This is a genomic window from Hydrogenophaga taeniospiralis (assembly GCF_020510445.1).
Classification (GTDB): domain Bacteria; phylum Pseudomonadota; class Gammaproteobacteria; order Burkholderiales; family Burkholderiaceae_C; genus Hydrogenophaga.
Genome location: NZ_JAHBAG010000001.1, coordinates 2571284 through 2595689 on the forward strand (window position 1 = coordinate 2571284; position 24406 = coordinate 2595689).

The following is a 24406-nucleotide window of genomic DNA, read 5'->3' on the forward strand; positions in this document are numbered from 1 at the left end:
CCATGAGCCTGCCGCATCCCGGCGCCGGGATGGACGCCCTGTGCAGCAAAGCCGCCGCCTTGACCCTGGTGGCGGTGTTCGCCGCGTTCCCGGTGTCCGTGGCGCTGGCCAATTCCTTGATGGCCCTGACCCTGGTGCTGCTGCTGCCCAGGGTGTTCCGGCACGGCACCCGATGTGTCGATGCTTCGATTCTCAAGAACCCGGTGGCCTGGCCGGTGTTCTGTCTGGCGGCCTACATCCTGCTCGCGGCCACCTGGTCGCCGGCCGAATGGATCGACATCGGGGGGTATTTCAAGAAATACCTCAAGTTTCTGCTGCTGCCCATTTTCATCACGCTGCTGTTCGAGAAGAAAACGCGGGTGCTGTGCTGGAAGGCCTTCGCGCTGGCCATGTTGTTCACCCTGGTGTCCACCTGGCTCAACGTCTGGACCTCCATTCCCTGGTCGCGCACCGACAACCAGGGATTTGGCGTGGACCACACGGTGTTCAAGGACTACATCTCCCAGGGCATCATGATGGCGTTCTTCGTGTGCCTGTGCGCCTTCTGGGCCATCCGGGCGCACACCCGCAAGGCCGCCGTGGGCTGGTGGCTGGTGGCGGCTCTGGGGGCTGCCAGCATCCTGTTCCTCTCCGCGGGGCGCACCGGCTACTTGAGCCTGCTGTTCTCGACCCTGGTGTTCGGCATCTTTTTCGTGGGCGCCCGCATCAAGAAGGTGCTGGGCATCCTGGTCGGCGCCTTGGCTGTGCTGACGGTGGCGTTCCTGGTGTCGCCGCAGTTCCAGCACCGCAGCATGCAGGCCTGGGAAGAAGCGCGCAGCAGCAGCCTGTCCACCGTGACCTCGGTGGGTGCGCGGGTGGAGGTCTGGCGTTTCGTGGTGAAGAACTCGTCGGAACGTTCGTTGCTGGGGGCCGGGACGGCGTCGTATCCCGTGCTGGCCCAGAGCTATTTCAAAGACCCGCAGTTTTGTGCCACGGTCTGCCCGCATCCCCACAACCAGTTTCTGCTGTTCTTCTTCGAGCTGGGGCTGGTGGGGCTGTTGCTGTTCTTTTGGCTGCTGTTCGTGATCGTGCGCCAGGCGTTCCGGTATCCGCGGGCCCACCGGGCTCTGATGCTGTCGTTCGTCGCCGTGCTGGTGACGTCGAACATGACGCACAGCTCGTTCTGGCTGTCCACCGAGAGCCATTTCTTCATCATGATGATGGCGCTGCTGATGGCGTCGGCCGGTTCGAGCCGTGCCGTGCCGCCACCGGGTGCGGCAGCCGACGCTCCAGAGCCGCAGCCTTGATGGTGCCCGCCGGCACCTAGGCGGGCCGGGGTTCGGGCGCGTTGTAACCCTGCAGCAGCTGTTCCCAGTCCGCCTCGTGCCAGTGGAACACCGGGAGCCGGCGGAGCTCCTTGCGCAGCGAGCGCAGAAGACGGGCCAGGTTGTCCTGTTTCCAGAGGTCGCCGGGGCGCAGCGCGCATTTGTCGAAATCGACGATCCAGGCCTGGCCCGAACCGTCCAGCAGCAGGTTGTGGCAATTCAGGTCGGCGTGAAAGACCTGGCGGTCGTGCAGCTGGCGGATGGCCGAGCCCAGCTGGCGCCAGGCCTGGGCCGGAAGGCGTTCCTGAGACAGCATTTGCGCCACGTTGCGCGTGTCGGGGATCATCGCCACCAGAATGTCGGCGCTGTACAGCCAGCCGTGTGACCAGTGCCTGGCCGCCACCGGCTGGGGCACCGGCAGGTTCCACGAACGCATCAGGCGCAGCAGCGCGTATTCCCGCATGGCCCTGCTGTTGGCGACGCGGGTGCGTGTGTATTTGTCCGGGCTGAGCCGCGCCACCCATCCGCCCCGGCGGTAGTGCCGCAGCACCAGCGCGTGCCCGCCAGCCTGGATCAGGTGGGCCTGGCCGCGCCCGCTGCCGGTGGCCAGGCGGTGGGCGCTGGCGTCGTCCGGCGCGGGTGGCTCGAAGGTCGCGGGTTCGACACTATCCAGCAGGGCGGGGTCGTGCCAGAGGGTTTGTGGCCCGACGACCTGCTGCACGATGCGGGTGCGGTGGGCCTCACCGCTCACATGCCAGAGCGGGCGGATGGCGTTCAGGTGGCGCCGCGTGGCGCCCTGGTGGCGCAACACCAGATCCTGTGCGGCCTGGCCGCTGCGGGCCCGCTCCGCGGGCGCTTCGGCCCAGTGTTGGACGCGGGCGAACAGCGCCTCGGCGGATCCGATCCGCAGGCCGGCGCCGCTGCGCTCGATTTCCTCGTACAGGTTCTGGAAGTTCTCCGTGTGCGGACCGAACAGAACCGGTTTTCCCAGGGCCATGGCCTCCAGGGCGTTGTGTCCGCCGATGGGCGCCAGCGTTCCGCCAATGAAGCACGCCGTGGCCAGCCGGTACCAGCGCACGAGCTCGCCCATGCTGTCGCCCAGCAGGATGCGGATGGCGCCGCCGGGCGTTTCGCCCCGGCTGTGCCGGGCGTACGCCAGGCCCAGCTCGTCCAGGCGGCGGGCCACCGCCTCGAAGCGCTGCGGGTGTCGGGGCACGAGGATGAGCAGGGCGTCGGGGTGGCGCGCCGAGAAACCTTTCCAGGCGGGCAGAAGCTGCTCTTCTTCAAACTCGTGGGTGCTGCCCGCCACCACGACGGTGGCCCCGTCGGCCCAAGGGGGCGGCGGCGATGCGTGTTCGGGCAGGGGGGCGTCAAATTTCAGGTTGCCGGCCAGCACCAGCCGCTGCGCCGGGACGCCGAGGCTGCGGTAGCGCTCCAGGCTCGCGGTGTCGGTGGCGCAGACGCAGGCCAGTTGCGACCAGACCGGGTCCATCAGGGCATGCCAGCGCTGGTAGCTGCGCTGGGAGTGCTCGGACAGGCGCGCGTTCAGCAGCACCACGGGGATGGCCCGGCGGCGGCACTGCAGCAGCAGTTCCGGCCACAGCTCGCGCTCCGTCAGGATCAGCAGCCGGGGCTGCAGGCGGTCCAGAAAGCGGGCCGTGGCACCCGGGGTGTCGAACGGCAGGTACACGTGCTGGATGGCACCGTTCCACTGCGCGTGCAGGGTTTGCGCGCCGGTGGGGGTCTGGGTGCTGACCACCAGGGCGTGGTCCGGCCACACGGTGCGCAGCGCCTGGACCAGCGGCAGGGTGGCCTGCATCTCGCCGGCGGAGGCGGCGTGGATCAGCAGGCAGCCCGACGACTCCGGTGCGGGATGGATGAAGCCGAGCCGGTGCCCGACACGGCGCCGGTACCCGGGCTCCTTGCGGCCTCGCCACCAGAGCCAGCCCAGCATGGGCAGCACCAGCAGCCGCCACAGCAGGCGATACCCCCGGTGCATGGGAGACGGCCGCGTCAGCGCCAATGGTCGGCGACCCACTGGGTCGGCAATACCCGGCGGTACCACTTGCCACTCACGCCAGCGATGGCGTCGGGCGGGTTGGGCTTGCCGTGGAACGCGATGATGCGTGCGCCTTTGGGAATGGTGGGCGGGGCGAACCAGCCCATGAGGCCACGGCGCAGGCAGTGGCGCTTGAAGCTGCGGCACCACTCGTCGGGCCAGTAGTCGAGCTTGCCCTGGCGTGCCAGGTAGCCGGTGATGAACTCCTGCTCGTTGCGCACGGCGGCAATGGAGGCGGGGTAGTCGTTCTTCAGATGCTCCAGCGCATCGGCGTGGGCGCCGATGGTGTAGATGTAGCAGGAGGTGTTGCCCGTGCCGTCGCTCTTGTCCCATTCCTTGATCACGGTGAACGCACCGGGCTGCTCGAAGAACGGGTCCAGGCTGTCGACGATGACGATGTCCAGGTCGAGAAACAGCGTGCGGCCCTGCAGGTCGTACAGCGGATTGGCGAAGCTGGTCAGCTTGAGCCAGCCGTGGCCGAAGGTCCAGGGCTTGCGCTGGTCGAACTCGTCAAAGCCGACCGCCGGGATCGGCTTGACTTCGATGGCGGGATCGATGCCCTGGGCATCGTCGGTCAGACAGACGAAACGAAATGGCCGGTGCAGGTGGCGCCGGACCATGCTGTGCAGTTTGTTGACGTATTCGGGGCCGTATTTCTTGCCCCACTTGATGCACAGCACGTTGACTGCTTGCATAGAAGCCCTTCACTGGATCGCAGATGCCGCATGCCGTGCATGCGCCGTGCCGAAGTTTAGCGCAGCCGGCCGATCCGCCGCCCCGGGGAACAGCGACCCGCGCAGCGGCGGAGCGTGGGGGCCGTCGAGACTGCCGCCGGGCCGCCCCAAGGCAGGATCAGCCCCCTCGGGGGGCAGCGACCCGCGCAGCGGCGGAGCGTGGGGGCCGTCGAGACTGCCGCCGGGCCGCCCCAAGGCAGGCTCAGCCCCCTCGGGGGGCAGCGACCCGCGCAGCGGCGGAGCGTGGGGGCCCTATTTAGCCAGGAGCGCGTCCACGGCCCGCAGATCGTCGGCCGTGAGGCTGCCGCTGGCCTGCTTGAGCCGCAGGCCGCCGAGCAGCACGTTGTAGCGGGCCTGCGCCAGATCGCGTTTGGTCTGGAACAACTGGCTCTGGGCGTTGAGCACGTCGATGTTGATCCGCACCCCCACCTGGTAGCCCAGCTGGTTGGCTTCCAGCGCGCTCTGGCTGGAGGCTTCGGCCGCTTCCAGCGCCTTGACCTGGCCCTGGCCGGACAGCACGCCGAAATAGGCGCTGCGGGTGGCCTGGATCACGTTGCGTGTCACCGTTTCCCGATCGGAGCGGGCCTTTTCCTCCAGCGCCAGGGTTTCCTTGACGCGGTTCTGGATCGCATAGCCCGCGAACAGGGGCAGGTTGAACTGCAGGCCCACGCTGGCGGTGTTGGTGCGGAAGTTGCCCAGAGCGGGCTGGCTGCTGCTGGGGCCGCGGGCGACCTGGTACTGGCCCACCAGATCCAGCGTGGGCTTGTGCCCGGCGTCGGCCTTGCGGGTTTCCAGCTGGGCGATTTCGTAGCCCTTTTCCGCCTGCAGGATCGAGGGGTGCTGGCGTTCGGCCTGCGCCACCCAGGTGTCGGGGTTGGCGGGGTCCAGCGCGGGCAGCGCGACCGGAACGACGAGGGGCTTGGGCGCCGTGCCGGTTTTCCCCACCAGCAGGTCCAGCGCCAGCTTCTTCACGCGCAGGTCGCTTTCGGCCGCGATCTCCTGGGCCAGCACGAGGTCGTGGCGCGCCTGCGCTTCGCGCGAGTCGGTCACGGTGGTGGTGCCCACCTCGAAATTGCGTTTGGCCGAGGCCAGCTGTTCGGCCACGGCGGCCTTCTGGGCCTGCACGAAGGTCAGGGTGTCCTGGGCGGCGAGCACGTCGAAGTAGGCCTGGGTCGTGCGCACGATCAGGTCCTGCTCGGCCACCCGCAGCTGGGCCTTGGCCAGGTCGACCGACAGCGTGCCCTGCTCGCTGGTCAGGCGGTTGGCGGGGCGGTAGAGCGGTTGGCTGGCCGACAGGGCGACGCTCTGGCTGTTGGTGGCCCGGCTGGACGGCTGGATGCTGGTGTCCACATTGGCCCACTGGGTTCCCGCGGACAGACCAGCCTGGGGGCGCAGGCCGGCGTGGGCCTGTTCGGCCTTGGCCAGGTTGGCCTCGTACTGCATGCGGGCCGACTGGAGCGTGGCGTCGAAGCCCAGCGCCGCGTCGTAGATCTCCAGCAGGCCCTGCGCCTGCGCGCTGCCCACGGCCCCCAGTGCCAGCGCCACGGCGGTGGTCAAGCGCCGCAAGGCAAACAGCGGCGAGACGGCGGGGAAGAGGGCGGATGGGGCATTCATGGAAGGTTCCTTCGGGGGCAGATCGCGGTGACAGGCGGAGCGTGAACGGAGGGGCTCAATAGACCGGCACGCCCGGGTCCCGTTCGTGGGACCAGGCATGGATGCCGCCATGGATGTTCACCACTTGGGTGAATCCGTTCTGCATCAGGAAATGCACCACCTGCGCGCTGCGCGCGCCGTGGTGGCACAGGCAGGCGATGGGCTGGTCGCGGTCCAGCTCCAGGTAGCGCGCGGGCACGCTGCGCATGGGCATGTGGCGCAGCTCGAATCCGTCCGGCTTGACCGACGCGGTCTGGAGCTCCCAGGGCTCGCGCACGTCCAGCACGACGGGCACAACGCCTGGCGCCTGGGCGCCGGCCTGTTGCAACCAGTCCTGGAGTTGGGCGGGGTGGATCGAGATCATGGCGTCAGAACTGGAAGCGCGACGGTTCGGGGAAGTTGCGCAGCCGCGGGGCCAGGGTGTCCCAGGGCTGGGCCGTGACGTACGAAGCGTCGCCGGTGCGCGTGACGAAGGTGGCGCGCATGACCGGCTCGTGGCCGACGATGGCGGCCAGCCGGCCACCGGGGGCCAGCAGCGCGAGCAGGGCGGGCGGCACTTCGGCGACCGAGCCGCTGAGCAGGATCACGTTCCACGGCGCTTCGGCGGCGCAGGCGGCGAAACCGTTGGCGGCGGCATCGGCCACGCGCACGTCGGCGTTGGTGAACCCGGCCTTCTGCAGGTTCTCGCGGGCGGTGCGGGCCAGGTCGGGGTCGATTTCGAGCGATACCACGCGCTGCGCCTGGCTGGCCAGCAGGGCCGCCATGAAGCCGCTGCCGGCGCCGATTTCCAGCACCTTGTCGGTCGGCTGGATCGCGAGGTCCTGCAGCAGGCGCGCTTCCACGCGCGGGGCGAGCATGGATTGGCCGTCCACGGCCGGATGCGTCAGCGGCAGCTCCATGTCGGCGAAGGCGAGGGCCTTGTGGGCGACGGGCACGAAATCTTCGCGGCGCACCCGCGCCAGCAGCTCCAGCACCTGGGCGTCGAGCACCTCCCAGGGGCGGATCTGCTGCTCGATCATGTTGAAGCGGGCCTGGTCGAAGCTGAGGGGGGTCTGAGAAGTCATGTTTGATACTCCGGTGGGTATATTAGCCGATCCTGATGCATTTTACTGAGCGCTGGCCGCCGACCCGCTGACAGGTGGGGTCTGCGCGCTGGAGCGGCGGCCCAGCACGCGGCGCAGCCATTGGGCCAGATCGTCCATGTAGCAGTAGACCACGGGCACCACCACCAGCGTCAGCAGCGACGAGGTGATGACCCCCCCGATCACGGCCTGGCCCATGGGCGCGCGCTGCTCCGAACCTTCGGTGAGCGCGAAGGCCAGCGGCACCATGCCGAACACCATGGCCATGGTGGTCATGAGGATGGGGCGCAGCCGCACGCGCGCGGCCATCAGCAGGGCGTTTTCGCGGTCCAGCGGCGCCGCGCCGTCCAGCCCGCGGCGCGCGCGGATGGCGAAGTCCACCAGCAGGATGGCGTTTTTCGTCACCAGGCCCATCAGCAGCACGATGCCGATCACCGAGAACATGCTCATGGACGAGCCGAACATCAGCAGCGTGAGCACCACGCCGATCAGCGTGAGCGGCAGCGAGGTCATGAGCGCCAGCGGCTGCAGGAAGCTCTGGAACTGGCTGGCCAGGATCATGTAGATGAAGATGATGGCCAGCGCGAGCGCCGAGACCGCGTAGCCGAACGACTCCTGCATGTTCTTGGTCGAGCCGCCGAACTCGTAGCGGTAGCCGGGCGGGAAGGCGATGCTGTCGAGCACCTGGCGGATGTCGGCCGACACCTCGCCGGCCGAGCGGCCGTACACGTTGGCGTTGATCGCCACCTCGCGGTTGAGGTTGCGGCGATTGATCTGGTTCGGCCCGGTGGACTCCACCACCTGCGCCACCTGGCCCAGGCGCACCACGCGTGCCGTGCCGTCGGCGGCGCTGCCCACCACGAAGGGCAGTTGCTCCAGGTCGCTGGTGCGCGCGCGCTGCTCGGGCGCCAGGCGCACGTTCACGTCGTAGCTCTCGCCGTCGGCCGCGCGCCAGTTGCCCACCGTCTGGCCGGCCACCAGGGTGCGCAGGCTGCTGGCCACGGTGGCGGCGCTGAGCCCGGCGTCCGACGCGATTTCGCGCCGCAGGCGCACGTCCACGGTGGGCTTGTCGGGCTTGATGCTGGCGTCCAGATCGACCAGACCCACGATGGGCCGCACACGCTCCATCACCTGTTTCATCAGCCGTTCCAGCTCGGCCAGATCGTCGCCCTGCAGCGAAAACTCGATCTGCTTGTTGCCACCCACCGGGTCGAGCAGGCCGGCGTGGGTGACGGTGATGCCCGGCACGGTGCGCAGGCGCTCGCGCAGCTTCGCGGCCATGGCGTCGGCATTCAGGCTGCGCTCCTGGCGGTCCACCAGGCGCACGTAGACGCTGGCGTACATGGTGCCCTGGGCGTTGCCGGTGTTGAGGGTGGACAGCGTGTACTTCACCTCGGGGAATTCGCGCAGGATCGCTTCGACCTGCCGCGTCTTGGCCTCGGTGGCTTCGAGCGACGAGCCCACCGGCGTGTGGAAGGAGAGCGAGGTTTCGGAGAAATCCGCCTTGGGCACGAACTCGGTGCCCAGCAGCGGCACCATGAACAGGCTGCCCACGAAGATGGCCAGCGCCAGGCCCAGCGTGGCCAGCTTGTGTTTCAACGACCAGCGCAGCGTGCCCTGGTAGGCCTCGGTCAGGTCGTCCTGCACGCGGTCGAACCAACCGGTGACGCGGCCAATGGTCCGGTCGTACAGCGACACGGGCGCGGCGTGGTGGCCGTGTTTTTCGATCTCGGGGTCGTGCCACACCGACGACAGCATTGGGTCGAGCGTGAAGCTCACGAACATGGAGATCAGCACCGCCGCCACCATGGTGATGCCGAACTCGTGGAAGAACTTGCCGATGATGCCGCCCATGAAACCGATGGGCAGGAACACCGCCACGATGGACAGCGTGGTCGCCAGCACGGCCAGGCCGATCTCCTGCGTGCCGTCCATGGCGGCGTCGAACGGGCGCTTGCCCATCTGCACGTGGCGCACGATGTTTTCGCGCACCACGATGGCGTCGTCGATCAGCAGACCCACCGACAGCGTGAGCGCCATCAGCGTGATCATGTTGATGGTGAAGCCGAACAGGTTCATGAAGAAGAAGGTGCCGATCACCGAGATCGGCAGCGTCAGGCCCGTGATCACGGTGGAGCGCCACGAGTTCAGGAACAGGAACACGATCAGCACCGTGAGCAGCGCGCCTTCGATCAGCGTGCGGCGCACGTTGTCCACCGACACACGGATCGGCCGCGATCCGTCGGCGATCTGTTCGAGCCGCAGGCCCGGCGGCAGCTCGGCGCTGAGTGACGCCACGGCGGCCTTCAAGCCGTCGGTGACGGCGATGGTGTTTTCGTCCTGCGCCTTCTGCACCTGCAGCAGCAGCGTGCGCTGGCCGTTGTAGAGCGCCAGGCTTTCCACCTCTTCGGTGGCGTCGCTCACGCGCGCCACCTGGGCCAGATGCACCGCGCTGCCGCCGCGGCGGGCGACGATGATGGATTCAAAGTCTTTCGGGTTCTGCAGCCTGGACAGCACCTGCACCACGCGGTCGCGCTCGGCGGTCTTGAGCGTGCCCACCGGGAGGTCCTGGTTTTCGTTGCGCACGGCGGTGGTGATCTGCTCGGCGGTGATGCCCAGTGCTTCCATGGCGGCCGGGTCGAGGTCGATGTTGACGGCCCGGCGCGAGCCGCCCACCAGCGTGACCGAGCCCACGCCGCGCACGTTTTCCAGCCGCTTTTTGAGCGTCTGTTCGGCCCAGGTCGTGAGCTCCACCGCGCTCGGCGCCTTGCCGTTCACGGTTTCGGGAATCACCGCGACCGACCAGATCGAACGCGCCGACGGGTCGAAGCGCAGCACGCGCGGCTCCTTCACGTCGTCGCGAAAGGTGGGGCGCAGGATGGCGATTTTCTCGCGCACGTCTTCGGCCGCCTTGCGCCCGTCGATGTGCAGCTGGAATTCGATGATGACGACCGACTGGCCTTCGTAGCTGCGCGAGGTGAGCGTGTTCACGCCCGCGATCGCGTTGACCGACTCCTCCACCTTCTTCGTGACCTCGCTCTCCACAATCTCGGGCGAGGCGCCGGGGTATTCGGTGGTGACCACCACCACGGGGAAGTCGATGTTGGGGAACTGGTCGACCTTCAGGCGCTGGAACGAGAACAGCCCCAGCACCAGCAGGGCCAGCATCACCATGGTCGCGAAGACCGGGTTGCGCAGGGAGATCCGGGTGAACCACATGGCGTGCGCTCAGTGGGTGGTCGCCGCGGCGACGGGGGACGTCGTGGCCGTGGTCGCGGCGGGCGCCAGCTTCACGGCCGTGCCCTCGCGGATCAGGCCGGCCTGCACGCGCAGCAGCGTGGTGCCCACGGGCGCCAGCGTCACGCCGTCGATCACCAGCATGGGTTCGCCGTCGAGCAGGCCCTGCCGGCCCAGCGTGACGGGCACATGGGCGATCTTGCCGTCCTGGACGATCTGGATGTAGGGCTGGGGCTTGTCGTTGCGCACGGCCGAGAGGGGCACCGCTGGCGCGTTGATCTCGCCGGTGACGATCTGACCCTGCGCGAACAGGCCCTGGCGCATGCCGGTCACGGCGGGCACGCGCAGGTAGACCAGCACGCTGCGGCTGCCCGCCTGCACGCTGGGGTTGATGCGTGCCACGGTGGCGTCCACCGGCTGGGCCAGGCCTTCCACGCTGAGCCGGGCCTTCTGGCCGGCGGCCACGCTCATGGCGTCGGCCGGAGCGAGCGCGGCTTCCAGCTCGAAGCCCGAAAGATCGACCACGTCCAGGATGCGGGCGTCCAGGCCCACCCGTTCGCCGTTCTGCACCAGCCGGGCCGACACCTGGCCGGTCAGCGGCGAGCGCAGCGTGGTGTCGCCCAGCGCCTTGCGCGCGATGTCCAGCGCGGCCAGCGCGGCCTGGTGGTTGGCCTCGGCGGCGGCCAGGTTGTTGCTGCTGGTTTCCAGCGCGGTGGCCGAGATGAAACCCTGCTTCACGAGCGACTGGTTGTTCTCCAGCGCGCGGCGGGCGATGCCCACCTGCGCCAGCGCGGCCTGGGCCTGCTGTTGCGCCTGGCGCACGCGTGCCAAGGCTTCGGTGCTGTCGATGCGTGCCACCACCTCACCGGCGCGCACCGCTTCGCCTTCGCGCTTTTCCAGGCCCTGCAGCTCTCCGGCGACCTTGGCCTTGATGGCCGCGGTCTGCAGCGCCTTGAGCGAACCCGAGACCCCCACCGCCTGGCTCAGCGCCAGCGTCTGCACGCTCACCACGTCCTGCGGCGAGAGTTCGTACACCGGCGCCTGCTGCAAGGCCTTGGCCGCCGTGGTCGCGGCTTCGGTCTGGGTCTGGCGTTTGTTGAACGCGCGCAGCAGGCCCAGCGCCACCGCCAGCACCAGCGCGGCCAGCAGCAGCCATTTGATCCAGGTCGAGCGGGAAGGGCGGTGGTTCATGGTGCGGCGGTGCGGCTGGGGGTTTCGGTGGGATCTGCGGCGGGCCGGGCCAGCATGCCGTGCAGCAGCAGACCGACCTGGCTGTCGAGGAAGCCCACGGGGTCGATTTGCTGGTTCGGCGGGCAACACGGCGCCATGGAGTGTTTCCACATCAGCAGGAAGATCATGGGCGCGATCAGGCTGTAGATCGCGTATTCAAGCTCCATGGGCCGGAACTCGCCGCGGTCGATGCCGCGCTGCAGGACGCGTTTGAGCAGGTCGTGGCCGGGGCCAATCACCTCCTGCTGGTAGAACGCCGCGATTTCGGGAAACATGCCGGCCTCGCTCATCACCAGCTTGGTGATGCCAGAGGCGGCCGTCATGCCGATGCGCTCCCACCACGACTGCATGCAATAGCGCACCAGCTCGGCGCTGCTGCCCTCGAAGGCCTCCAGCTCCTCGTTCCATTCGGTGAAGCGCCCGGCGATGGTCTCCCGCACCACCGCCTTGAACAGGTCTTCCTTGCTCGGGAAATACAGGAACAGCGTGCCCTTGGACACGCCCGCGCGCGCCGCGACCTCTTCCACCCGCGTGGCGGCAAAGCCTTTTTCCACGAACAGGGCCAGCGCGGCGTCCAGCAGTTCGCCTGGGCGCGCCTCCTTGCGGCGTTCGCGTTTGGTGGTGATGGGGGGAGTATTCATTTGTCTAATGACTGACTGGTCAGTAATGTAGTGGGTCGCCCCACGGATGTCAACGCAGCCCGCGGATTCAAGCGGTCTGTTCTGCCGCATCCGGCAGCGGGGCGAGGGCGCGCCGCGCCAGCGTGAGCAGGTGGTCGCGCACGTCGGCCGGCCAGGGGGCCACGAGGTGTTCCAGCCGCACCAGCTCGCCCGCAAAGAGCGCGCGACTCGCTTCCTCGAAGCCGGGCAGGCTGCTGGCCAGGACCGACATAAAGCGGTACGCCGCCTCGGTGGCCTCGCGCACCTGATCGCGTTCGCGGCTTTCGCGCATGGCCAGCTGCACCAGCTTGCGCAGCGCCACCGAAGCGCCCCCCGGCTGGCTGGCCAGCCAGTCCCAGTGGCGCGGCAACAGCGTCACCTCGCGGGCGGTCACGCCCAGCTTGGGGCGCCCCGGCCCGCGGTGGGGTTCGGGCGGCGGGTCCGCCGGTTCGGCCGGTTGGGCGGGCAGGCTTTCCAACAGGGTCGCCAGGGGTGCGCGCAGATTCAGCTCGATGCGCTCGCTGCTGTGGGCGTCAAACACCAGCGGCTGCAGGGTGGGCGTGCGCCCGGCCAGGGCGTGGAGCGCGGTCGCCACCTCGCGGGGGGCGCCGTGCGCGATCCGGGTGTGGCCGTCAAAGGCGATCCAGGCTGTGGGGGCTGGCGCCGGGGTGGGGGATTCGGGCGTGAACATGCCGAATTATTACCCGGGTATAAATGGAATGTCAATATCACCCGGGTAATATATTCGGTGCGTGGTCACCCCAGTTTGATGCCCACCTGCGCGATCTGGGCGCCGTCCATCTGGCGCACGCTCAACTCCGCCGCGCCGAGCATCGCGCTGTCGCCCACCACCGGGGGGCGGTTGAGCTCGTCGTTCAGCCACTGGCCCAGGGTCTGCGACGGATCGGTGGGCATGGGCAGGCCATAGAACCCGCACAGCTGGTCCATGGGGGTGGCCGCGTCGATCACGAAGTCGCCGTAGACCAGCCGGGCCTGCGCCGCGTCCTTCGGGTCGGGCAGGGTCACGCCCAGGCGGGTGGCGCTCCAGGCGATGGTCGAGCCCTGCAGCAGCAGCGAGGTGAGCACCACCACAAAGGCCACGTTGAAAAACGTCGGTGCGCCCGGCACGCCCGCCATCAGCGGGAACACCGCCAGCACGATGGGCACCGCGCCGCGCAGGCCCACCCAGGAGATGAAGGTCATCTCGCGCACGTTGAAGCGCAGCGGCGCCAGGCAGAGCCAGACCGACAGCGGCCGGGCCACCAGCATCAGCACCAGCGACACGCCCAGCGCCGGCCACAGCGTGCGCAGCAGCGCCGACGGCGTGACCAGCAGGCCCAGCAACAGGAACATGCCCGCCTGCGACAGCCAGGCGTAGCCGTCCATGGCCGAGAGCGCCGCGCGCACCTGGCGCCGCGCCTGGTTGCCCGTGACCACCCCCATGGCGTACACCGCCAGAAAACCCGAACCCCCGAGCCAGGTGGTGGCGCCGAACACCGCCAGCCCGCCCGACACCACCAGCAGCGCGCGGATGCCCCCGCTGCCGTAGGCGCCGCGCCCCAGGCGCTTGAGCAGCTCGGCCAGCGCGAAACCGCTGCACAGCCCCAGCGCGGCGCCCCAGCCAAACTGCTGCAGCAGCGAGCGCAGCACCTCCACCGCGTCCAGCCCACCGGCCACACCGGGCGCCGCCGCGGCGGCCAGCGCCACCCCGATGAACGTGAGCGTGAGGTAGACCGCCATCGGGTCGTTCATGCCGGACTCGATCTCCAGCGTGGCGGCCACGCGCTCGTTGAGCCGCACACCGGACGACTTGAGCATCGAAAACACGGCGGCCGCGTCGGTGGAGCCGACGATGGCGCCCACCAGCAGCGCCAGCGGCCAGTTCAGATCGAGCAGCCAGTGTGCCGCGGCCCCGGTGATGGCGGTGCACACCAGCACGCCCAGCGTGGCCAGCAGCAGCGAAGGCCTCAAACCGGTGCGAAACGTGGTGAAGTCGGTGCGCAGCCCGCCGTCGAGCAGGATCACCGCCAGCGCCACGTTGCCCACCCAGAAGGCCAGGCCAAAGTCGTCGAACACCAGCCCGCCGGGGCCGTCTTCGCCGGCCAGCGTGCCCACCAGCAGGAACACCAGCAGAAAGGAAAACCCCTTGCGCGTGGACAACACGCCGGCCAGCACGCTGATGAACACCAGCGACGCGGCCACCATCAAGGGCAGGGCGAGGAAATCGAGCGAGAGTGCCATGCCCGGACGCTAACAGAATGTGTGCCAGCCAAGGGCTTGGGGATACATTTCGTCAGGCTGCATGGTTCCCCGTGGCAGGTCGCCCACGCCATCGGCCGGGAGCCCGTTCCATGAGCATCACACTGCAAGCGCTTCTCGGATTCATCGCCTGGACCTTGGGCCTGCTGGTGCTCATGGAGGGCATCCGCTCCTGGCTCGTGCTGACGGGCGCGGTGCCCGCCAACGGGTTCAACCCGGAGAACTCGAACCTTTCGCCCTTCATGCAGCGCCTGGCCCGGGCGCACGCGAACTGCCTCGAAGGCCTGCCCATCTTTGGCGGGCTCATGCTCATTGCCGTCGTCGCGGACCGCTCGGCCGTCACCGACCCGCTGGCCTGGGGGCTGCTGGCGGCCCGGGTCGTTCAGTCCCTCATCCACCTTGCCTCCACGTCGCCCGCCGCCGTGACGGCCCGGTTCACCGCCTTCGGCGTGCAGATGGGGATTGGCGTGTACTGGGTGTTCGGGTTGGCCATGTCGTCAAGCGCCTGACGGGTCGTCCGGCTCGCGGCGTCGGTGCCGGTCCGCCAGTGCCGGTGGCTCGTGGCGGAGCGCATGGGTGGGCGCCGGTGTCTTCGGCGGTCGGGGCTATGCGACGGCCTGCCGCACCGCGGCGATCACGCGTTCCACCTCCACCTCGTGCATGCCGGGAAAAATGGGCAGCGCCAAGGCCTCACGGGCGTGCGCACTGGCGTGGGGCAGATCCATCTCGCCGAACGGGGGCCGGCAAGCCGGCTGCCGGTGGATGGGCCGTTCGTAGTAGATCTTGGTTTCCACCCCAGCCTCGGCGAGGCGCGCTTGCACATCGCCGCGCCGCGCACAGCGAAGAACAAAGCAGTTCCACGCGTGGCCCTCGCGGTCGGCGGGCAAGCTCATGCCGTGGAGGTCCGACAGACCCGCCAGGTAGTGCCGGGCGATGGCCTGGCGCCTGGCCAGCCAGCCGTCAAGGAACTCCAGCCCCAGCAGCAGCACCTCGGCCTGCAGGGCGTCCATCCGGCTGTTGTAGCCGACCTCCGCGTGGACCGATCCACTCAGGCCATGGTTGCGCAGCGACAGCGCGCGCTCCATCAGCTCTGGGCGCGCGCTGCTCAGTGCACCGGCATCGCCGATCGCGCCCAGCGTCTTGGTGGGATAGAAGCTCATGGTGCTCAGATCGCCCCAGCCGCCGACGGGCACCCGGCCCCTGTCGGGCGCCCAGGCATGCGCGCCCAGCGCCTGCGCGGCGTCCTCCACCAGGATCAGCCCGTTGTCCCGGCACAGTTGGGCGATGCCGGGCAAGGCGCTGGCGTCGCCGAACAACGGGACCGCCAGCACCGCGCGTGTTCGTGGTGTCAGCTTCGCCGCCACCTCCTGCGCGCGCGCGATGAAATCGTCCGGCGCGGAGTCGCACAGCACCGGCTGCGCGCCGGACCGCAGCACGGCCTCGAAACAGGCGAAGAAGGTGTAGCTGGGCAACACGACCTCGTCGCCTGGCTTGAGATCCAGCAACCGCAGGGCGAGCACCAGGGCATCGGTGCCCGAGTTCACGCCCACCACCTGGCGAGGGCCCAGTCGCCGGGCCAAGGCGGTCTCGAAGCGCTGCACGGCGGGCCCGAGGATGAAGCAGCCGCTGTCCAGCACCCGGGTCCAGGCGGTCGACACGCGATCGGCGGCCTCCGGTTCCTTCCAGGAGCTGCGGAAAAAGGGCACGCTCATAGCTTGGACACGATGGCCAGCGCCCGGCGGGCGGCGGTGGCACCTTCCTGCGCATCCGCCAGCGGCGAATGCTGGCCTTGCAGCATGTGGTGAAAAGCGGTGTACTGCCGCGTCAAGGCATCGGTCTGCGCAAGCTCCACTCGGTTGGACAGTGGCAGTTCGGTCCATGCATCGCCGTCGCCCCAGCCCATGGTGGCGCACGAGGCCTCCACCCCATGCCGGGCGTGAAAATCCACGCGCGTGCCACCCATCCGTGCCTTCACCTGCACGCCGTCTGCCTGCGCCTGCACGTCGAGGATCAGAAAGGGGTCGGCCCCACAGCGCAGCAGGTGGGACGCCAGGTCCAGGTCGTGCACCATCAGATCGAGCACCACGGACCGGGCCGAGCCTGGCAGGCGGGACTGGCGATGGAAGGCCAGCCGGCTGGGGGCACGGTCCCAGGGCGGGTCACTCAGCGCCTCGTTGAACCGCTCGATGTGGCCGATGAAGAGCCGCCGGCCGGTGATCCGGGCGGCGTCCAGCATGGCGTCGATGGCCTGCTCGCTCTCGGCCATGGGTTTTTCGACCAGCACGTCGACGCCGCGCCGCAGCAACGCCACCACCAGGTCGGCGTGGGTGTCGGCCGGCGTGACCACCGCGGCGGCCTGCACCTTTTCGGGCAAGGCATCGAGGGAGGCGATCGCATCAAAGCCCTGGGCCAGCGCGGCCGCCCGGGCCTGCGGGTCGGGGTCGACCACACACACCACCTCGTAAGCGGGGTGAGCGCGCGCGCGCCTGGCATGAACCTGGCCAAAACGGCCAAATCCCAGCACGGCGATGCGGGTACGGGGGCTCATCGTCGCGGCTCAGCCCGGGTCGCCCACGCCGGTCACCAGGCGAAGCAGGTGCCGGGAACGGATCACGTCCTTGTAGATGCCCGCTGCCCGCCGTTCTTCCCCCACGCGTTCGAAATACGGCAAGGTGTCGGGCAGGCGCCCCTCTTCGTAGGGCGTGCGGGAAGCGGGGTAGAGACACTCGCGCGCAAAGGCCTGCGTTCCGAAGCTGTCGAGCATGGTCTGCACTTCAACCAGCAGGACCGGGCTGCAGCGCCGGGCATAGTCCAGCATCTGCTCCAGCTTGTGCTGGTGTTCGGCCTCCGTCAGGCGCACCTCGATCTCGACCTGCTCGTCACGCGCGGGATCGCAGGGATGCCCCACCAGCGGTATTTCCAGGTTGCGCACCTCGCGCCCGGCCTCGCGCAAGCGCATGACCAAGCGGTTGGCCAGCACCCGACAGAGGTCGTGCGAGGGGTTGTAACCCTCCGCCTCGTCGGCCACCACGGTGTCGATGTCGGCGTCCAGTGCGGCCTGGGTGAGCCGGTCGAGCCAGTCCTGAAACGGCGAGGCCCCGGTACCCAGCAGCGCCTGATAGACCACCGAATCCGACACCGGGCTCAGCCAGTCGCTGCGCACCTCCACCCCCCAACGGGCGAGCAGGCGCCGGCTGTCGTCCAGCCTGGGTTGTCCGATGGAGCCGTCCCCATGGGTCAGCATCACCACGAGAGGGCGCGCCCGGTGGACCCATTCGAAAACGCGCAGTTCGTGTCCGGGGTGGGCAATGAGGAGCAGGGGTTTCATGGGGCAAGGACCGTCATGGTTTTGGAAAGTTGCTGCGCAACCAGCGCAGCGGCGCGGTCAGGCGCCAGGACCGGCTGTCACGCAGGGCGCGAATCTGCTGTTCGAGCTCGGCCGCCCGATGCCTGGCCCCGTGCAGGTCCTGCTGCAACTGCCGTTCGAGGTCGGCCGCCCGGGCGTTGGCGCCTTGCAGGCCCTGGAGCTGTCGTTCGAGGTCGGCCGCCCGGGCGTTGGCGCCTTGCAGGTCCTGGAGCTGTCGTTCGAGCTCGGCCGCCCGGGCATTGACCTGCTGCAGTTCCGCTTGTGTGGTGGACGCGCCCGAGGCCACCGTGGCCAGACGCGATTCCAGCGCCTGCACATGCGCCATCAACATGCCGGTCTGCACCGCCACCTGAGGGGTACCGAAGGGCACGAGGTTGTCGGCGACGTGGCGGGCGAATTCGCGCAACTCGTCTCGCGGGTCGATGGCCGGCAGCCCGGGCTCGGCCTGGAGCACCTCGCGGGCCAGGGATTCAATGGCATCGGTGGTGGCCTCCAACGACACGTGGGTGCGCACGTAGTCGCTGACGCGGGCGGCATCGGCCACGTCGTAGCGGAGCACCTCGCGCCGGACCGTGTCGTGGTCGATGGGTGCCTGCATCAGCCGGCGGCCAAAATTCCAGCGATGCCATTCCCGCATCTGGGCGGTCGTCACCAGACCGGCCAGACCCATGCCCTCATTCAGCAAAATGACGGCGCAACCCACCGCCATGGCCTCCATGGCACAGCGCGCCTTGGCGAACACCAGATCGAATTCCCCCAGAACCTCCTCGGGCGCCGCCGCCTGGCGGCCGACGCCCTGGCCAATGACCTCCAGCGACAGGCCCAGAGACTCGCAGGCCGAGCGGATGGCGCGCGTGTCCGGGCTCTCGGTCGCGTAGTTGCTGAAGATGGCCGCCCGCCGCGGCCGCTCTGGCAGAGGTGGCCGGGGGCGGAACCGCTGCAGATCGACCCCGTTGGACACGATGGCGATGCCGGCGGACGGGATGCCGCTTTCCAGCGACAGGCGCTCGGCGCAGTTGGCGTCCACCGCGGCGTAGCGCCGCACCCGCGTAAAGAGCGGCGGCTGCCCGTGGGACGCGGTGCGGTCGTGGCAGATGGAGATCGCCGGAACACCCAGGAAATGCGCCAGGCAGGCCACCGTGTCGTCGCGCGTGTTGCCGACGATGAGGTCGGGCGCATCGGCGATCTGCTTCAGGTCGACCACGCAGGCGATGCAGCGCTGGCGCAGCCCGTCCACCATATCGCCCATGATGGGCGCATAAACGACCACCGAGTGACCACGCCGATGCAGGGCTTGGGCAACGTCGTGCACGAACAGCTCCGCGCCCGTCCGGTAGGCCATGCAGCAGACCGCCAACAGAATTTTCACGGGAATCCCTTTTTGTGATCTCGGAGGCCGGTAACCCGGGCCGTTGCTCCTGCAACACGGCCTGTTTGGGGTGAACGGGATTGTGCCGCCAAGTGAGGCGCGTGCACGCATTCGGGCAAACCATTTGAGCACCTGCTCGGCTGGCTATGCATGGTTGCCTTTCGGCTGCACAACACACCCCTGTTCGTTCCTTTGCTGTTGGTGCTGGGCGGGGCAGCGATGGGCGGAAGCAACAGGGTGACGTGAGCCCTTGGTTTCGCCAAAGCTGTGTCGGTTGCAAGCGCGCTCGTATCGGTTGTGCCTCTCCTGGGGCTGGTGGTCATTCAAGGCCCGCCGTGAGTTGCTGATGGCTGGATGGCGGTTGGGCATGTTCCATGCCTATAGGCCTTCACAGGGCGGGACGCCGACCAACTCCCCGGTTGAACCCCATGGCTGATGCCGGATCAGGCAGCGGTCCAGGCCTGCATCGCCTGCGCGGGCGACATGATCCGCAAACCGTTGATGGCAGGTACCAACAGCAAATCATTGTCCCCCGTCACCAGGCACGAAGCCTTCGCTGCCAGCGCAGTCCGGATGAACACATCGTCATCCCCGTCGCGGCTCCAGCGCTGCTCCGCCAGCTCGGACGGAAGCTCGACCCACAGCGCCGCCGCACGCGCATCGCGCAGGATGGCCTTGCGCGCTTCCAGGCTGATGTAGCGGTCGAACTTGGGTTTCCAGATGCGGGTTTCCAGCTCGGCAAACGTCGCCTCGGAAAACACCGCCAGCCCCTGCAGCAGCACGGCGCGCACCACCTGGGCAGGTGTGCCGTTGGGCGAGAGCGCAGCGCTGAGCCAGACGTTGGTGTCCAGCACCACCAGCCGCTGGCGCTCAGCTCTCATCGGCCAGCAGGCGCTGCAGCTCGTCTTCCGTCAGGCCCTGCGCGGCGGCGCTGGCGGCGTTCTGCGCCAGCGTGCCCTGCAGACGGTTCGCGTAGAAGTTGCGCATGGCCTCGTAGTCCTGCGCACTGACCATCACGCCCACCACGCGGTCGCGCTTGAGCACCTGCACGGGCTCGCGCTGGACCTGGTCGAGGAACTCGCCGAAGTGGGTCTTGGCTTGGTTGGCGGTGTAGGACAGCATGACGGGCTCCGGTGGTGTCGATGACGCGGATTTTCACACGAATCGTTCGATTCGTGTGTTTCGTCAGATGTGAACGTCCGTGGACAGGGTGGCAGCGATCAGTTCTTGACCGAGACCAAATGTAGGGATAAATTCAGTCCACCACAAGGAGTCGCCATGCAAGCCCGCGAACACATCCGATCCATCTCCTACCTCAAGAGCCACGCCGCCCAGATTTCTGAAGAAGTGGCCGCTACTGGTGCGCCTTTCATCATCACCCAGAACGGCGAAGCCGCCATGGTGATCGAGGGCGTGCAGCAGTACCAGGACAAGGAAGACCTGATCGCGCTGCTCAAACTGCTGGCCCTGGGGGAAAAAGACCGGCAGGCCGGTCTTGGCCTCTCGGTGGAAGAGTCCCGCGCGCAACTGGCCCAGCGGCGCCAGCCGCGCTGAACGCAGCATGGCCATCGTCATCCTGCCCGACGCGCAGGCCGACTTGCTGGACCTGCAGGACTACATGCTGGAGCGCTGGATGCCCGAGCTCTGGCAAGCCGCCGAAGACGACATCTTTGCGCAGCTCGCCCAGGTGGATTCGGGCTTCATCACCGGCCCGGTCATCCCCTTGCTCGCCAGCGTGGGCATGACGGACTACCGGACCATCCTCAGCTCCCACCACCGCATCCTGTACCGGCAGGTCGATGGCAAAACCTATGTGTATGCGGTGGCTGGGCAGGCGCAGGATTTTCAGACGCTGTTGCTCAGGCGGTTGTTTAGGCGGTGAGGGTGGGCAAAGGCAAGACTTAACTCCAATGCGTGACAAGAAACGCGAAATCCTGTGACCTCTTCCAAACCTGCCGATCGATTCGCGTTGCATCGCGCCACACCTCAGATTACTGCCGACGAACACGTGCGACGCCGAGTCATCGAGCTTGGCGAGTGGGTGATGGCACGAGATCGCATCTACCTCGACAAGTGCTTCTGGATTTACCTACGGGGTGCGCGTATGCGGGTGCCTAGCCAACCCGGTGCGTCGGAACTTCTGGATGCCCTCGCGGCAGGTGTCGCTGCAGGACGGCTGGTCTGTCCCATCAGCGATGCGCTGTTCCTTGAACTGATGAAACAGTCGGACCTGACCACACGGGGTGCAACTGCCGAGTTGATCGACGAACTGAGCTGCGGCGTCACGCTCTGCCATGAGCCGACACGTGTGGCGACGGAAGTAGCTCACTTCCTTCATGCGAACGCCGGTCACAGCGTGCATCCACTGGAACACTTGGTCTGGACAAAGGTCCCTTACATCCTGGGTGTCCAGCATCCGGTGGCCACGGCCTTCTCGGAAGATGAGCAACTTGTGATCCAGAAAGCGTTCTTCGACCACCTTTGGGATTTTTCTCTTTCGACGATGGTTGGGACTATTGGGAGCACTTGGCCTCACTCTTCGTCGTTCGTCGATATAGCCAATCGGCTGAATCGCGATAGCGCGGTACATGCTCCTTCTATGAAGAGCTTCGCACAGGTTTACCGCGACGAGATAAATGGCGTTTTGGAACTCGCGGCGCCGATCGCTGCCGATGTGCTGCACGATATGGCGAGGAAGGCTCTTGGCCCTGCTGCCGAGCCGTCTATAGAAGAGCGGGAAGAGATCATTAGACAGTGTCTCGGTCTCCTGCGGGCGGCCATCCGAAAGCCCGCTGGCCGGCGGGCTTTGCGTACTCTGCAGATTGGTGCTTTGCTGCATGCGGCCTTGCGCTGGAACCGCAAACAGAAGCTGGTCGCCAACGACATCTTCGACTTTCATCATGCTGAAGCGGCGGTAGGCTACTGCGACGTACTCCTAACCGATGGGCCCATGCACGCACTTCTGAAACAGCGGAATATAGCCATCGAGCGCGACTTTCCGTGCCGAGTCATGTCTTCCTTCGAGGAAGCTACCGAATGGGTTCGACACCGTATTGCGTGATGCTTCCGATGTTCTCGCTGTGTATGTTCTGGAGCGACAGAAAAATCAATTCGCAAACGCCGCAATCCCAGTAATCGCCCGTCCCAGAATCAGCGCATGCACATCGTGCGTGCCTTCGTAGGTGTTCACCACCTCTAGGTTCACCAGGTGGCGCGCCACGCCGAATTCGTCGCTGATGCCGTTGCCGCCCATCATGTCGCGCGCCAGGCGGGCGATGTCGAGCGACTTGCCGCAGCTGTTGCGCTTCAAGATGCTGGTCAGTTCCACCGACGCCGTACCCTCGTCCTTCATGCGGCCCAGGCGCAGGCAGCCTTGCAGGCCCAGGCTGATTTCGGTCAGCATGTCGGCCAGCTTTTTCTGGATCAGCTGGTTGGCGGCCAGGGGGCGGCCGAACTGCTGGCGGTCCAGCACGTACTGGCGGGCGCGGAAGTAGCAGTCTTCGGCCGCGCCCAGCGCGCCCCAGGCGATGCCGTAGCGCGCGCTGTTCAGGCAGGTGAACGGGCCTTTCAAACCGCGCACGTCGGGGAAGGCGTTTTCTTCGGGCACGAAGACCTCGTCCATCACGATCTCGCCGGTGATGCTGGCGCGCAGGCCGACTTTGCTGTGGATGGCGGGGGCGCTCAGGCCTTTCCAGCCCTTTTCCAGGATGAAGCCGCGGATCTGGCCGCCGTCGTCTTTGGCCCAGACCACGAACACGTCGGCGATGGGGCTGTTGGTGATCCACATCTTGGCGCCGCTGAGGCTGTAGCCGCCGTCCACCTTCTTGGCGCGGGTGACCATGCTGCCGGGGTCGCTGCCGTGGTTGGGTTCGGTCAGGCCAAAGCAGCCGATCCATTCGCCGGTGGCGAGCTTGGGCAGGTATTTCTGCTTCTGCGCTTCGGTGCCGAACTCGTTGATCGGCACCATCACCAGCGAGCTCTGCACGCTCATCATGCTGCGGTAGCCGGAGTCCACGCGCTCGACCTCGCGCGCCACCAGGCCGTAGCAGACGTAGTTGAGGCCGCTGCCACCGTACTGCTCGGGGATGGTGGGGCCGAGCAGGCCGAGCTCGCCCATCTCGCGGAAGATGGCCACGTCGGTCTTCTCGTGGCGGAAGGCTTCGGTCACGCGGGGCGCGAGCTTTTCCTGGCAGTAGGCGCGGGCGGCGTCCTGCACCTGGCGCTCGTCGTCGCTGAGCTGGGCGCTGAGGTGGAAGGGGTCTTCCCAGCTGAAGGTGTTTTTGGGGCTGGCCATGGGGTGTCTCCGGGGCGGGTTGCAAGAAAGGGTGGTTCGCGATTGTCGGCGGCACATGAATAGCTGTCTAATATTGATTACCGATTGATCAATACAAAACCTGTATCCATGGAATTCCGCCACCTGCGCTGTTTCACCGTGCTCGCCGAAGAGCTGCACTTTGGCCGTGCGGCCCAGCGGCTGGCGATGACGCAGCCGCCGTTGTCGATGAACATCCAGCAGCTGGAGGCCTCGGTGGGCGCCCAGCTGTTCACCCGCAACAGCCGGGGCGTGGCGCTGACGGCGGCGGGGCAGGCGTTCTTGCCGGCGGCCCGGGCGCTGCTGGACGGGGCCAACGAGGCCGCGCGCCAGGCGCGGGACGTGGCGCAGGGCCTGGCGGGGCAGTTGCAGATCGGGTTTGCTGGCGCGGTGCTCTACCGTGGCTTGCCGCAGATGCTGCAGGCGTTTGGCCAGGCCCACCCCGGCCTGCGGCTGGTGTTGCGCGAGCTCAGTTCCAGTGAGCAGTTGATCGACCTGGTGCACGACCGGCTGGACGTGGGCTTCGTGCACACCACGCGGGTGCCCAAGGGGTTTTCGCAGATCCTGGTGTCGAGCCAGCCGTTCATGGCCTGCCTGCCGGCGCACCACCCAGCCGCGCAGGCGCAGAGCCTGTCGCTGGACCGTTTGCAGGGCGAGCCGTTTGCCATCGTCTCGCGGGCGGTGTCGGCGGACTACCACGACCGCATCCTGGCGGCCTGCGCCGACGTCGGTTACGAGCCCGAGGTGCGGCTGGAGCTGCAGCACTGGCTGAGCGTGGTGTCGGTCATCGGCCAGGGGCTGGGCGTCGGGCTGGTGCCGGCGGCACTGGCCCAGGCGGGGCTGCCGGGGGTGGTGTTTCGCCCGCTGGCCCGACCGCTGTTGCCCTACGACACCCACTGCCTTTCCAAGGACGGCGGGCAACAGCCCGCGCTGCTGGCGTTTCTGGACATGGTGCGGCACACCTCGGCCGCGCTCTCCGGCGGCTGAGGGAGCGTCGGCATTTCGTGAGCAAAAACAAGGAGTTGGGTGTTTTTTCACGGTCTTTTGGATGGATCGGATGCGCCGGCCGAGGGCATCATGTTGATAGGGAAACTGCGCTGGCGCACCCCATGGTCTGCATGGGGCGGTTTGGAGCCGACGC

General features: G+C 67.7%; 23 protein-coding genes. 6 read left to right on the forward strand and 17 right to left on the reverse strand.

Annotation, left to right across the window (positions count from 1 at the left end; genetic code table 11):
• Positions 1-2 precede the first annotated feature (2 nt).
• Positions 3-1286 (forward strand): O-antigen ligase family protein, encoded by a 1284-nt coding sequence (locus KIH07_RS12435; RefSeq protein ID WP_226492267.1) that lies wholly within the window; start codon positions 3-5, stop codon positions 1284-1286.
• 16 nt (positions 1287-1302) lie between these two features.
• On the opposite strand, the gene KIH07_RS12440 is transcribed toward KIH07_RS12435, so the two are convergent.
• From KIH07_RS12440 to KIH07_RS12485, 10 genes are all read right to left on the reverse strand, one after another.
• A complete protein-coding gene (locus KIH07_RS12440) occupies positions 1303-3303 on the reverse strand; it encodes a 3-deoxy-D-manno-octulosonic acid kinase (protein WP_226492268.1) in 2001 nt (666 codons plus the stop codon).
• A gap of 14 nt (positions 3304-3317) precedes the next feature.
• A complete protein-coding gene (locus tag KIH07_RS12445) occupies positions 3318-4058 on the reverse strand; it encodes a glycosyltransferase (protein WP_226492269.1) in 741 nt (246 codons plus the stop codon).
• Between the two features lie 291 nt (positions 4059-4349).
• On the reverse strand, positions 4350-5711 hold the full coding sequence (locus tag KIH07_RS12450; protein WP_226492270.1) for a TolC family outer membrane protein: 1362 nt from the start codon (positions 5709-5711) through the stop codon (positions 4350-4352).
• 55 nt (positions 5712-5766) lie between these two features.
• The gene (locus tag KIH07_RS12455; RefSeq protein WP_226492271.1) at positions 5767-6114 is read right to left on the reverse strand and encodes a rhodanese-like domain-containing protein; all 348 of its coding nucleotides are present in this window, start codon (positions 6112-6114) and stop codon (positions 5767-5769) included.
• Positions 6115-6118: 4 nt separating this feature from the next.
• Complete coding sequence (locus KIH07_RS12460; RefSeq protein WP_226492272.1) at positions 6119-6814, reverse strand: protein-L-isoaspartate O-methyltransferase family protein; 696 nt, start codon at positions 6812-6814, stop codon at positions 6119-6121.
• A gap of 42 nt (positions 6815-6856) precedes the next feature.
• Complete coding sequence (locus KIH07_RS12465) at positions 6857-10051, reverse strand: efflux RND transporter permease subunit (protein WP_226492273.1); 3195 nt, start codon at positions 10049-10051, stop codon at positions 6857-6859.
• A gap of 9 nt (positions 10052-10060) precedes the next feature.
• The gene (locus KIH07_RS12470) at positions 10061-11260 is read right to left on the reverse strand and encodes an efflux RND transporter periplasmic adaptor subunit (protein ID WP_226492274.1); all 1200 of its coding nucleotides are present in this window, start codon (positions 11258-11260) and stop codon (positions 10061-10063) included.
• Positions 11257-11940: a TetR/AcrR family transcriptional regulator gene (locus KIH07_RS12475; protein ID WP_226492275.1), complete on the reverse strand. Its 684-nt coding sequence runs from the start codon at positions 11938-11940 to the stop codon at positions 11257-11259. Before KIH07_RS12475 ends, KIH07_RS12470 begins: the two co-directional genes overlap by 4 nt.
• Before the next feature lie 67 nt (positions 11941-12007).
• Entirely contained in the window at positions 12008-12649 is a 642-nt protein-coding gene (locus tag KIH07_RS12480) for a DUF2239 family protein (RefSeq protein ID WP_226492276.1), read from the reverse strand.
• Between the two features lie 65 nt (positions 12650-12714).
• On the reverse strand, positions 12715-14199 hold the full coding sequence (locus KIH07_RS12485) for a potassium/proton antiporter (RefSeq protein WP_226492277.1): 1485 nt from the start codon (positions 14197-14199) through the stop codon (positions 12715-12717).
• Between the two features lie 110 nt (positions 14200-14309).
• On the opposite strand from KIH07_RS12485, the gene KIH07_RS12490 reads away from it, so the two are divergent.
• Positions 14310-14726 (forward strand): MAPEG family protein, encoded by a 417-nt coding sequence (locus KIH07_RS12490; RefSeq protein ID WP_226492278.1) that lies wholly within the window; start codon positions 14310-14312, stop codon positions 14724-14726.
• Positions 14727-14822: 96 nt separating this feature from the next.
• On the opposite strand, the gene KIH07_RS12495 is transcribed toward KIH07_RS12490, so the two are convergent.
• The 6 genes from KIH07_RS12495 to KIH07_RS12520 form a co-directional block, all read right to left on the reverse strand.
• A complete protein-coding gene (locus KIH07_RS12495; protein ID WP_226492279.1) occupies positions 14823-15929 on the reverse strand; it encodes a DegT/DnrJ/EryC1/StrS family aminotransferase in 1107 nt (368 codons plus the stop codon).
• Entirely contained in the window at positions 15926-16765 is an 840-nt protein-coding gene (locus KIH07_RS12500) for a Gfo/Idh/MocA family protein (RefSeq protein ID WP_226492280.1), read from the reverse strand. Before KIH07_RS12500 ends, KIH07_RS12495 begins: the two co-directional genes overlap by 4 nt.
• Before the next feature lie 9 nt (positions 16766-16774).
• Positions 16775-17545, reverse strand: a complete 771-nt coding sequence (locus KIH07_RS12505; RefSeq protein WP_226492281.1) for a hypothetical protein — start codon at positions 17543-17545, stop codon at positions 16775-16777.
• 13 nt (positions 17546-17558) lie between these two features.
• Positions 17559-18953, reverse strand: coding sequence for a glycosyltransferase (locus KIH07_RS12510; RefSeq protein ID WP_226492282.1), 1395 nt, complete (start codon positions 18951-18953; stop codon positions 17559-17561).
• A 443-nt stretch (positions 18954-19396) separates the two neighbouring features.
• Positions 19397-19834, reverse strand: coding sequence for a putative toxin-antitoxin system toxin component, PIN family (locus KIH07_RS12515; protein ID WP_226492283.1), 438 nt, complete (start codon positions 19832-19834; stop codon positions 19397-19399).
• Positions 19824-20075, reverse strand: a complete 252-nt coding sequence (locus KIH07_RS12520; RefSeq protein ID WP_226492284.1) for a type II toxin-antitoxin system Phd/YefM family antitoxin — start codon at positions 20073-20075, stop codon at positions 19824-19826. Before KIH07_RS12520 ends, KIH07_RS12515 begins: the two co-directional genes overlap by 11 nt.
• A 156-nt stretch (positions 20076-20231) precedes the next feature.
• Between KIH07_RS12520 and KIH07_RS12525 the strand changes: the two genes are divergently transcribed.
• The 3 genes from KIH07_RS12525 to KIH07_RS12535 are packed head-to-tail and all read left to right on the forward strand — an operon-like array spanning position 20232 to position 22014.
• The gene (locus tag KIH07_RS12525) at positions 20232-20507 is read left to right on the forward strand and encodes a type II toxin-antitoxin system Phd/YefM family antitoxin (RefSeq protein ID WP_226492285.1); all 276 of its coding nucleotides are present in this window, start codon (positions 20232-20234) and stop codon (positions 20505-20507) included.
• Between the two features lie 7 nt (positions 20508-20514).
• Positions 20515-20835: a type II toxin-antitoxin system RelE/ParE family toxin gene (locus tag KIH07_RS12530; protein WP_226492286.1), complete on the forward strand. Its 321-nt coding sequence runs from the start codon at positions 20515-20517 to the stop codon at positions 20833-20835.
• 54 nt (positions 20836-20889) lie between these two features.
• Positions 20890-22014, forward strand: a complete 1125-nt coding sequence (locus KIH07_RS12535) for a hypothetical protein (RefSeq protein ID WP_226492287.1) — start codon at positions 20890-20892, stop codon at positions 22012-22014.
• 45 nt (positions 22015-22059) lie between these two features.
• On the opposite strand, the gene KIH07_RS12540 is transcribed toward KIH07_RS12535, so the two are convergent.
• Positions 22060-23247 (reverse strand): acyl-CoA dehydrogenase, encoded by a 1188-nt coding sequence (locus KIH07_RS12540; RefSeq protein ID WP_226492288.1) that lies wholly within the window; start codon positions 23245-23247, stop codon positions 22060-22062.
• A 108-nt stretch (positions 23248-23355) separates the two neighbouring features.
• On the opposite strand from KIH07_RS12540, the gene KIH07_RS12545 reads away from it, so the two are divergent.
• On the forward strand, positions 23356-24252 hold the full coding sequence (locus tag KIH07_RS12545; RefSeq protein ID WP_226492289.1) for a LysR family transcriptional regulator: 897 nt from the start codon (positions 23356-23358) through the stop codon (positions 24250-24252).
• The last annotated feature ends 154 nt before the right edge of the window (positions 24253-24406 follow it).

Excerpts from the sequence above, each read along its gene's own strand:
- KIH07_RS12435 (WP_226492267.1), top strand. The coding sequence starts at position 3 with ATGAGCCTGCCGCATCCCGGCGCCGGGATGGACGCCCTGTGCAGCAAA.
- KIH07_RS12440 (WP_226492268.1), bottom strand. The coding sequence starts at position 3,303 with ATGCACCGGGGGTATCGCCTGCTGTGGCGGCTGCTGGTGCTGCCCATG.
- KIH07_RS12445 (WP_226492269.1), bottom strand. The coding sequence starts at position 4,058 with ATGCAAGCAGTCAACGTGCTGTGCATCAAGTGGGGCAAGAAATACGGC.
- KIH07_RS12450 (WP_226492270.1), bottom strand. The coding sequence starts at position 5,711 with ATGAATGCCCCATCCGCCCTCTTCCCCGCCGTCTCGCCGCTGTTTGCC.
- KIH07_RS12455 (WP_226492271.1), bottom strand. The coding sequence starts at position 6,114 with ATGATCTCGATCCACCCCGCCCAACTCCAGGACTGGTTGCAACAGGCC.
- KIH07_RS12460 (WP_226492272.1), bottom strand. The coding sequence starts at position 6,814 with ATGACTTCTCAGACCCCCCTCAGCTTCGACCAGGCCCGCTTCAACATG.
- KIH07_RS12465 (WP_226492273.1), bottom strand. The coding sequence starts at position 10,051 with ATGTGGTTCACCCGGATCTCCCTGCGCAACCCGGTCTTCGCGACCATG.
- KIH07_RS12470 (WP_226492274.1), bottom strand. The coding sequence starts at position 11,260 with ATGAACCACCGCCCTTCCCGCTCGACCTGGATCAAATGGCTGCTGCTG.
- KIH07_RS12475 (WP_226492275.1), bottom strand. The coding sequence starts at position 11,940 with ATGAATACTCCCCCCATCACCACCAAACGCGAACGCCGCAAGGAGGCG.
- KIH07_RS12480 (WP_226492276.1), bottom strand. The coding sequence starts at position 12,649 with ATGTTCACGCCCGAATCCCCCACCCCGGCGCCAGCCCCCACAGCCTGG.
- KIH07_RS12485 (WP_226492277.1), bottom strand. The coding sequence starts at position 14,199 with ATGGCACTCTCGCTCGATTTCCTCGCCCTGCCCTTGATGGTGGCCGCG.
- KIH07_RS12490 (WP_226492278.1), top strand. The coding sequence starts at position 14,310 with ATGAGCATCACACTGCAAGCGCTTCTCGGATTCATCGCCTGGACCTTG.
- KIH07_RS12495 (WP_226492279.1), bottom strand. The coding sequence starts at position 15,929 with ATGAGCGTGCCCTTTTTCCGCAGCTCCTGGAAGGAACCGGAGGCCGCC.
- KIH07_RS12500 (WP_226492280.1), bottom strand. The coding sequence starts at position 16,765 with ATGAGCCCCCGTACCCGCATCGCCGTGCTGGGATTTGGCCGTTTTGGC.
- KIH07_RS12505 (WP_226492281.1), bottom strand. The coding sequence starts at position 17,545 with ATGAAACCCCTGCTCCTCATTGCCCACCCCGGACACGAACTGCGCGTT.
- KIH07_RS12515 (WP_226492283.1), bottom strand. The coding sequence starts at position 19,834 with ATGAGAGCTGAGCGCCAGCGGCTGGTGGTGCTGGACACCAACGTCTGG.
- KIH07_RS12520 (WP_226492284.1), bottom strand. The coding sequence starts at position 20,075 with ATGCTGTCCTACACCGCCAACCAAGCCAAGACCCACTTCGGCGAGTTC.
- KIH07_RS12525 (WP_226492285.1), top strand. The coding sequence starts at position 20,232 with ATGCAAGCCCGCGAACACATCCGATCCATCTCCTACCTCAAGAGCCAC.
- KIH07_RS12530 (WP_226492286.1), top strand. The coding sequence starts at position 20,515 with ATGGCCATCGTCATCCTGCCCGACGCGCAGGCCGACTTGCTGGACCTG.
- KIH07_RS12540 (WP_226492288.1), bottom strand. The coding sequence starts at position 23,247 with ATGGCCAGCCCCAAAAACACCTTCAGCTGGGAAGACCCCTTCCACCTC.
- KIH07_RS12545 (WP_226492289.1), top strand. The coding sequence starts at position 23,356 with ATGGAATTCCGCCACCTGCGCTGTTTCACCGTGCTCGCCGAAGAGCTG.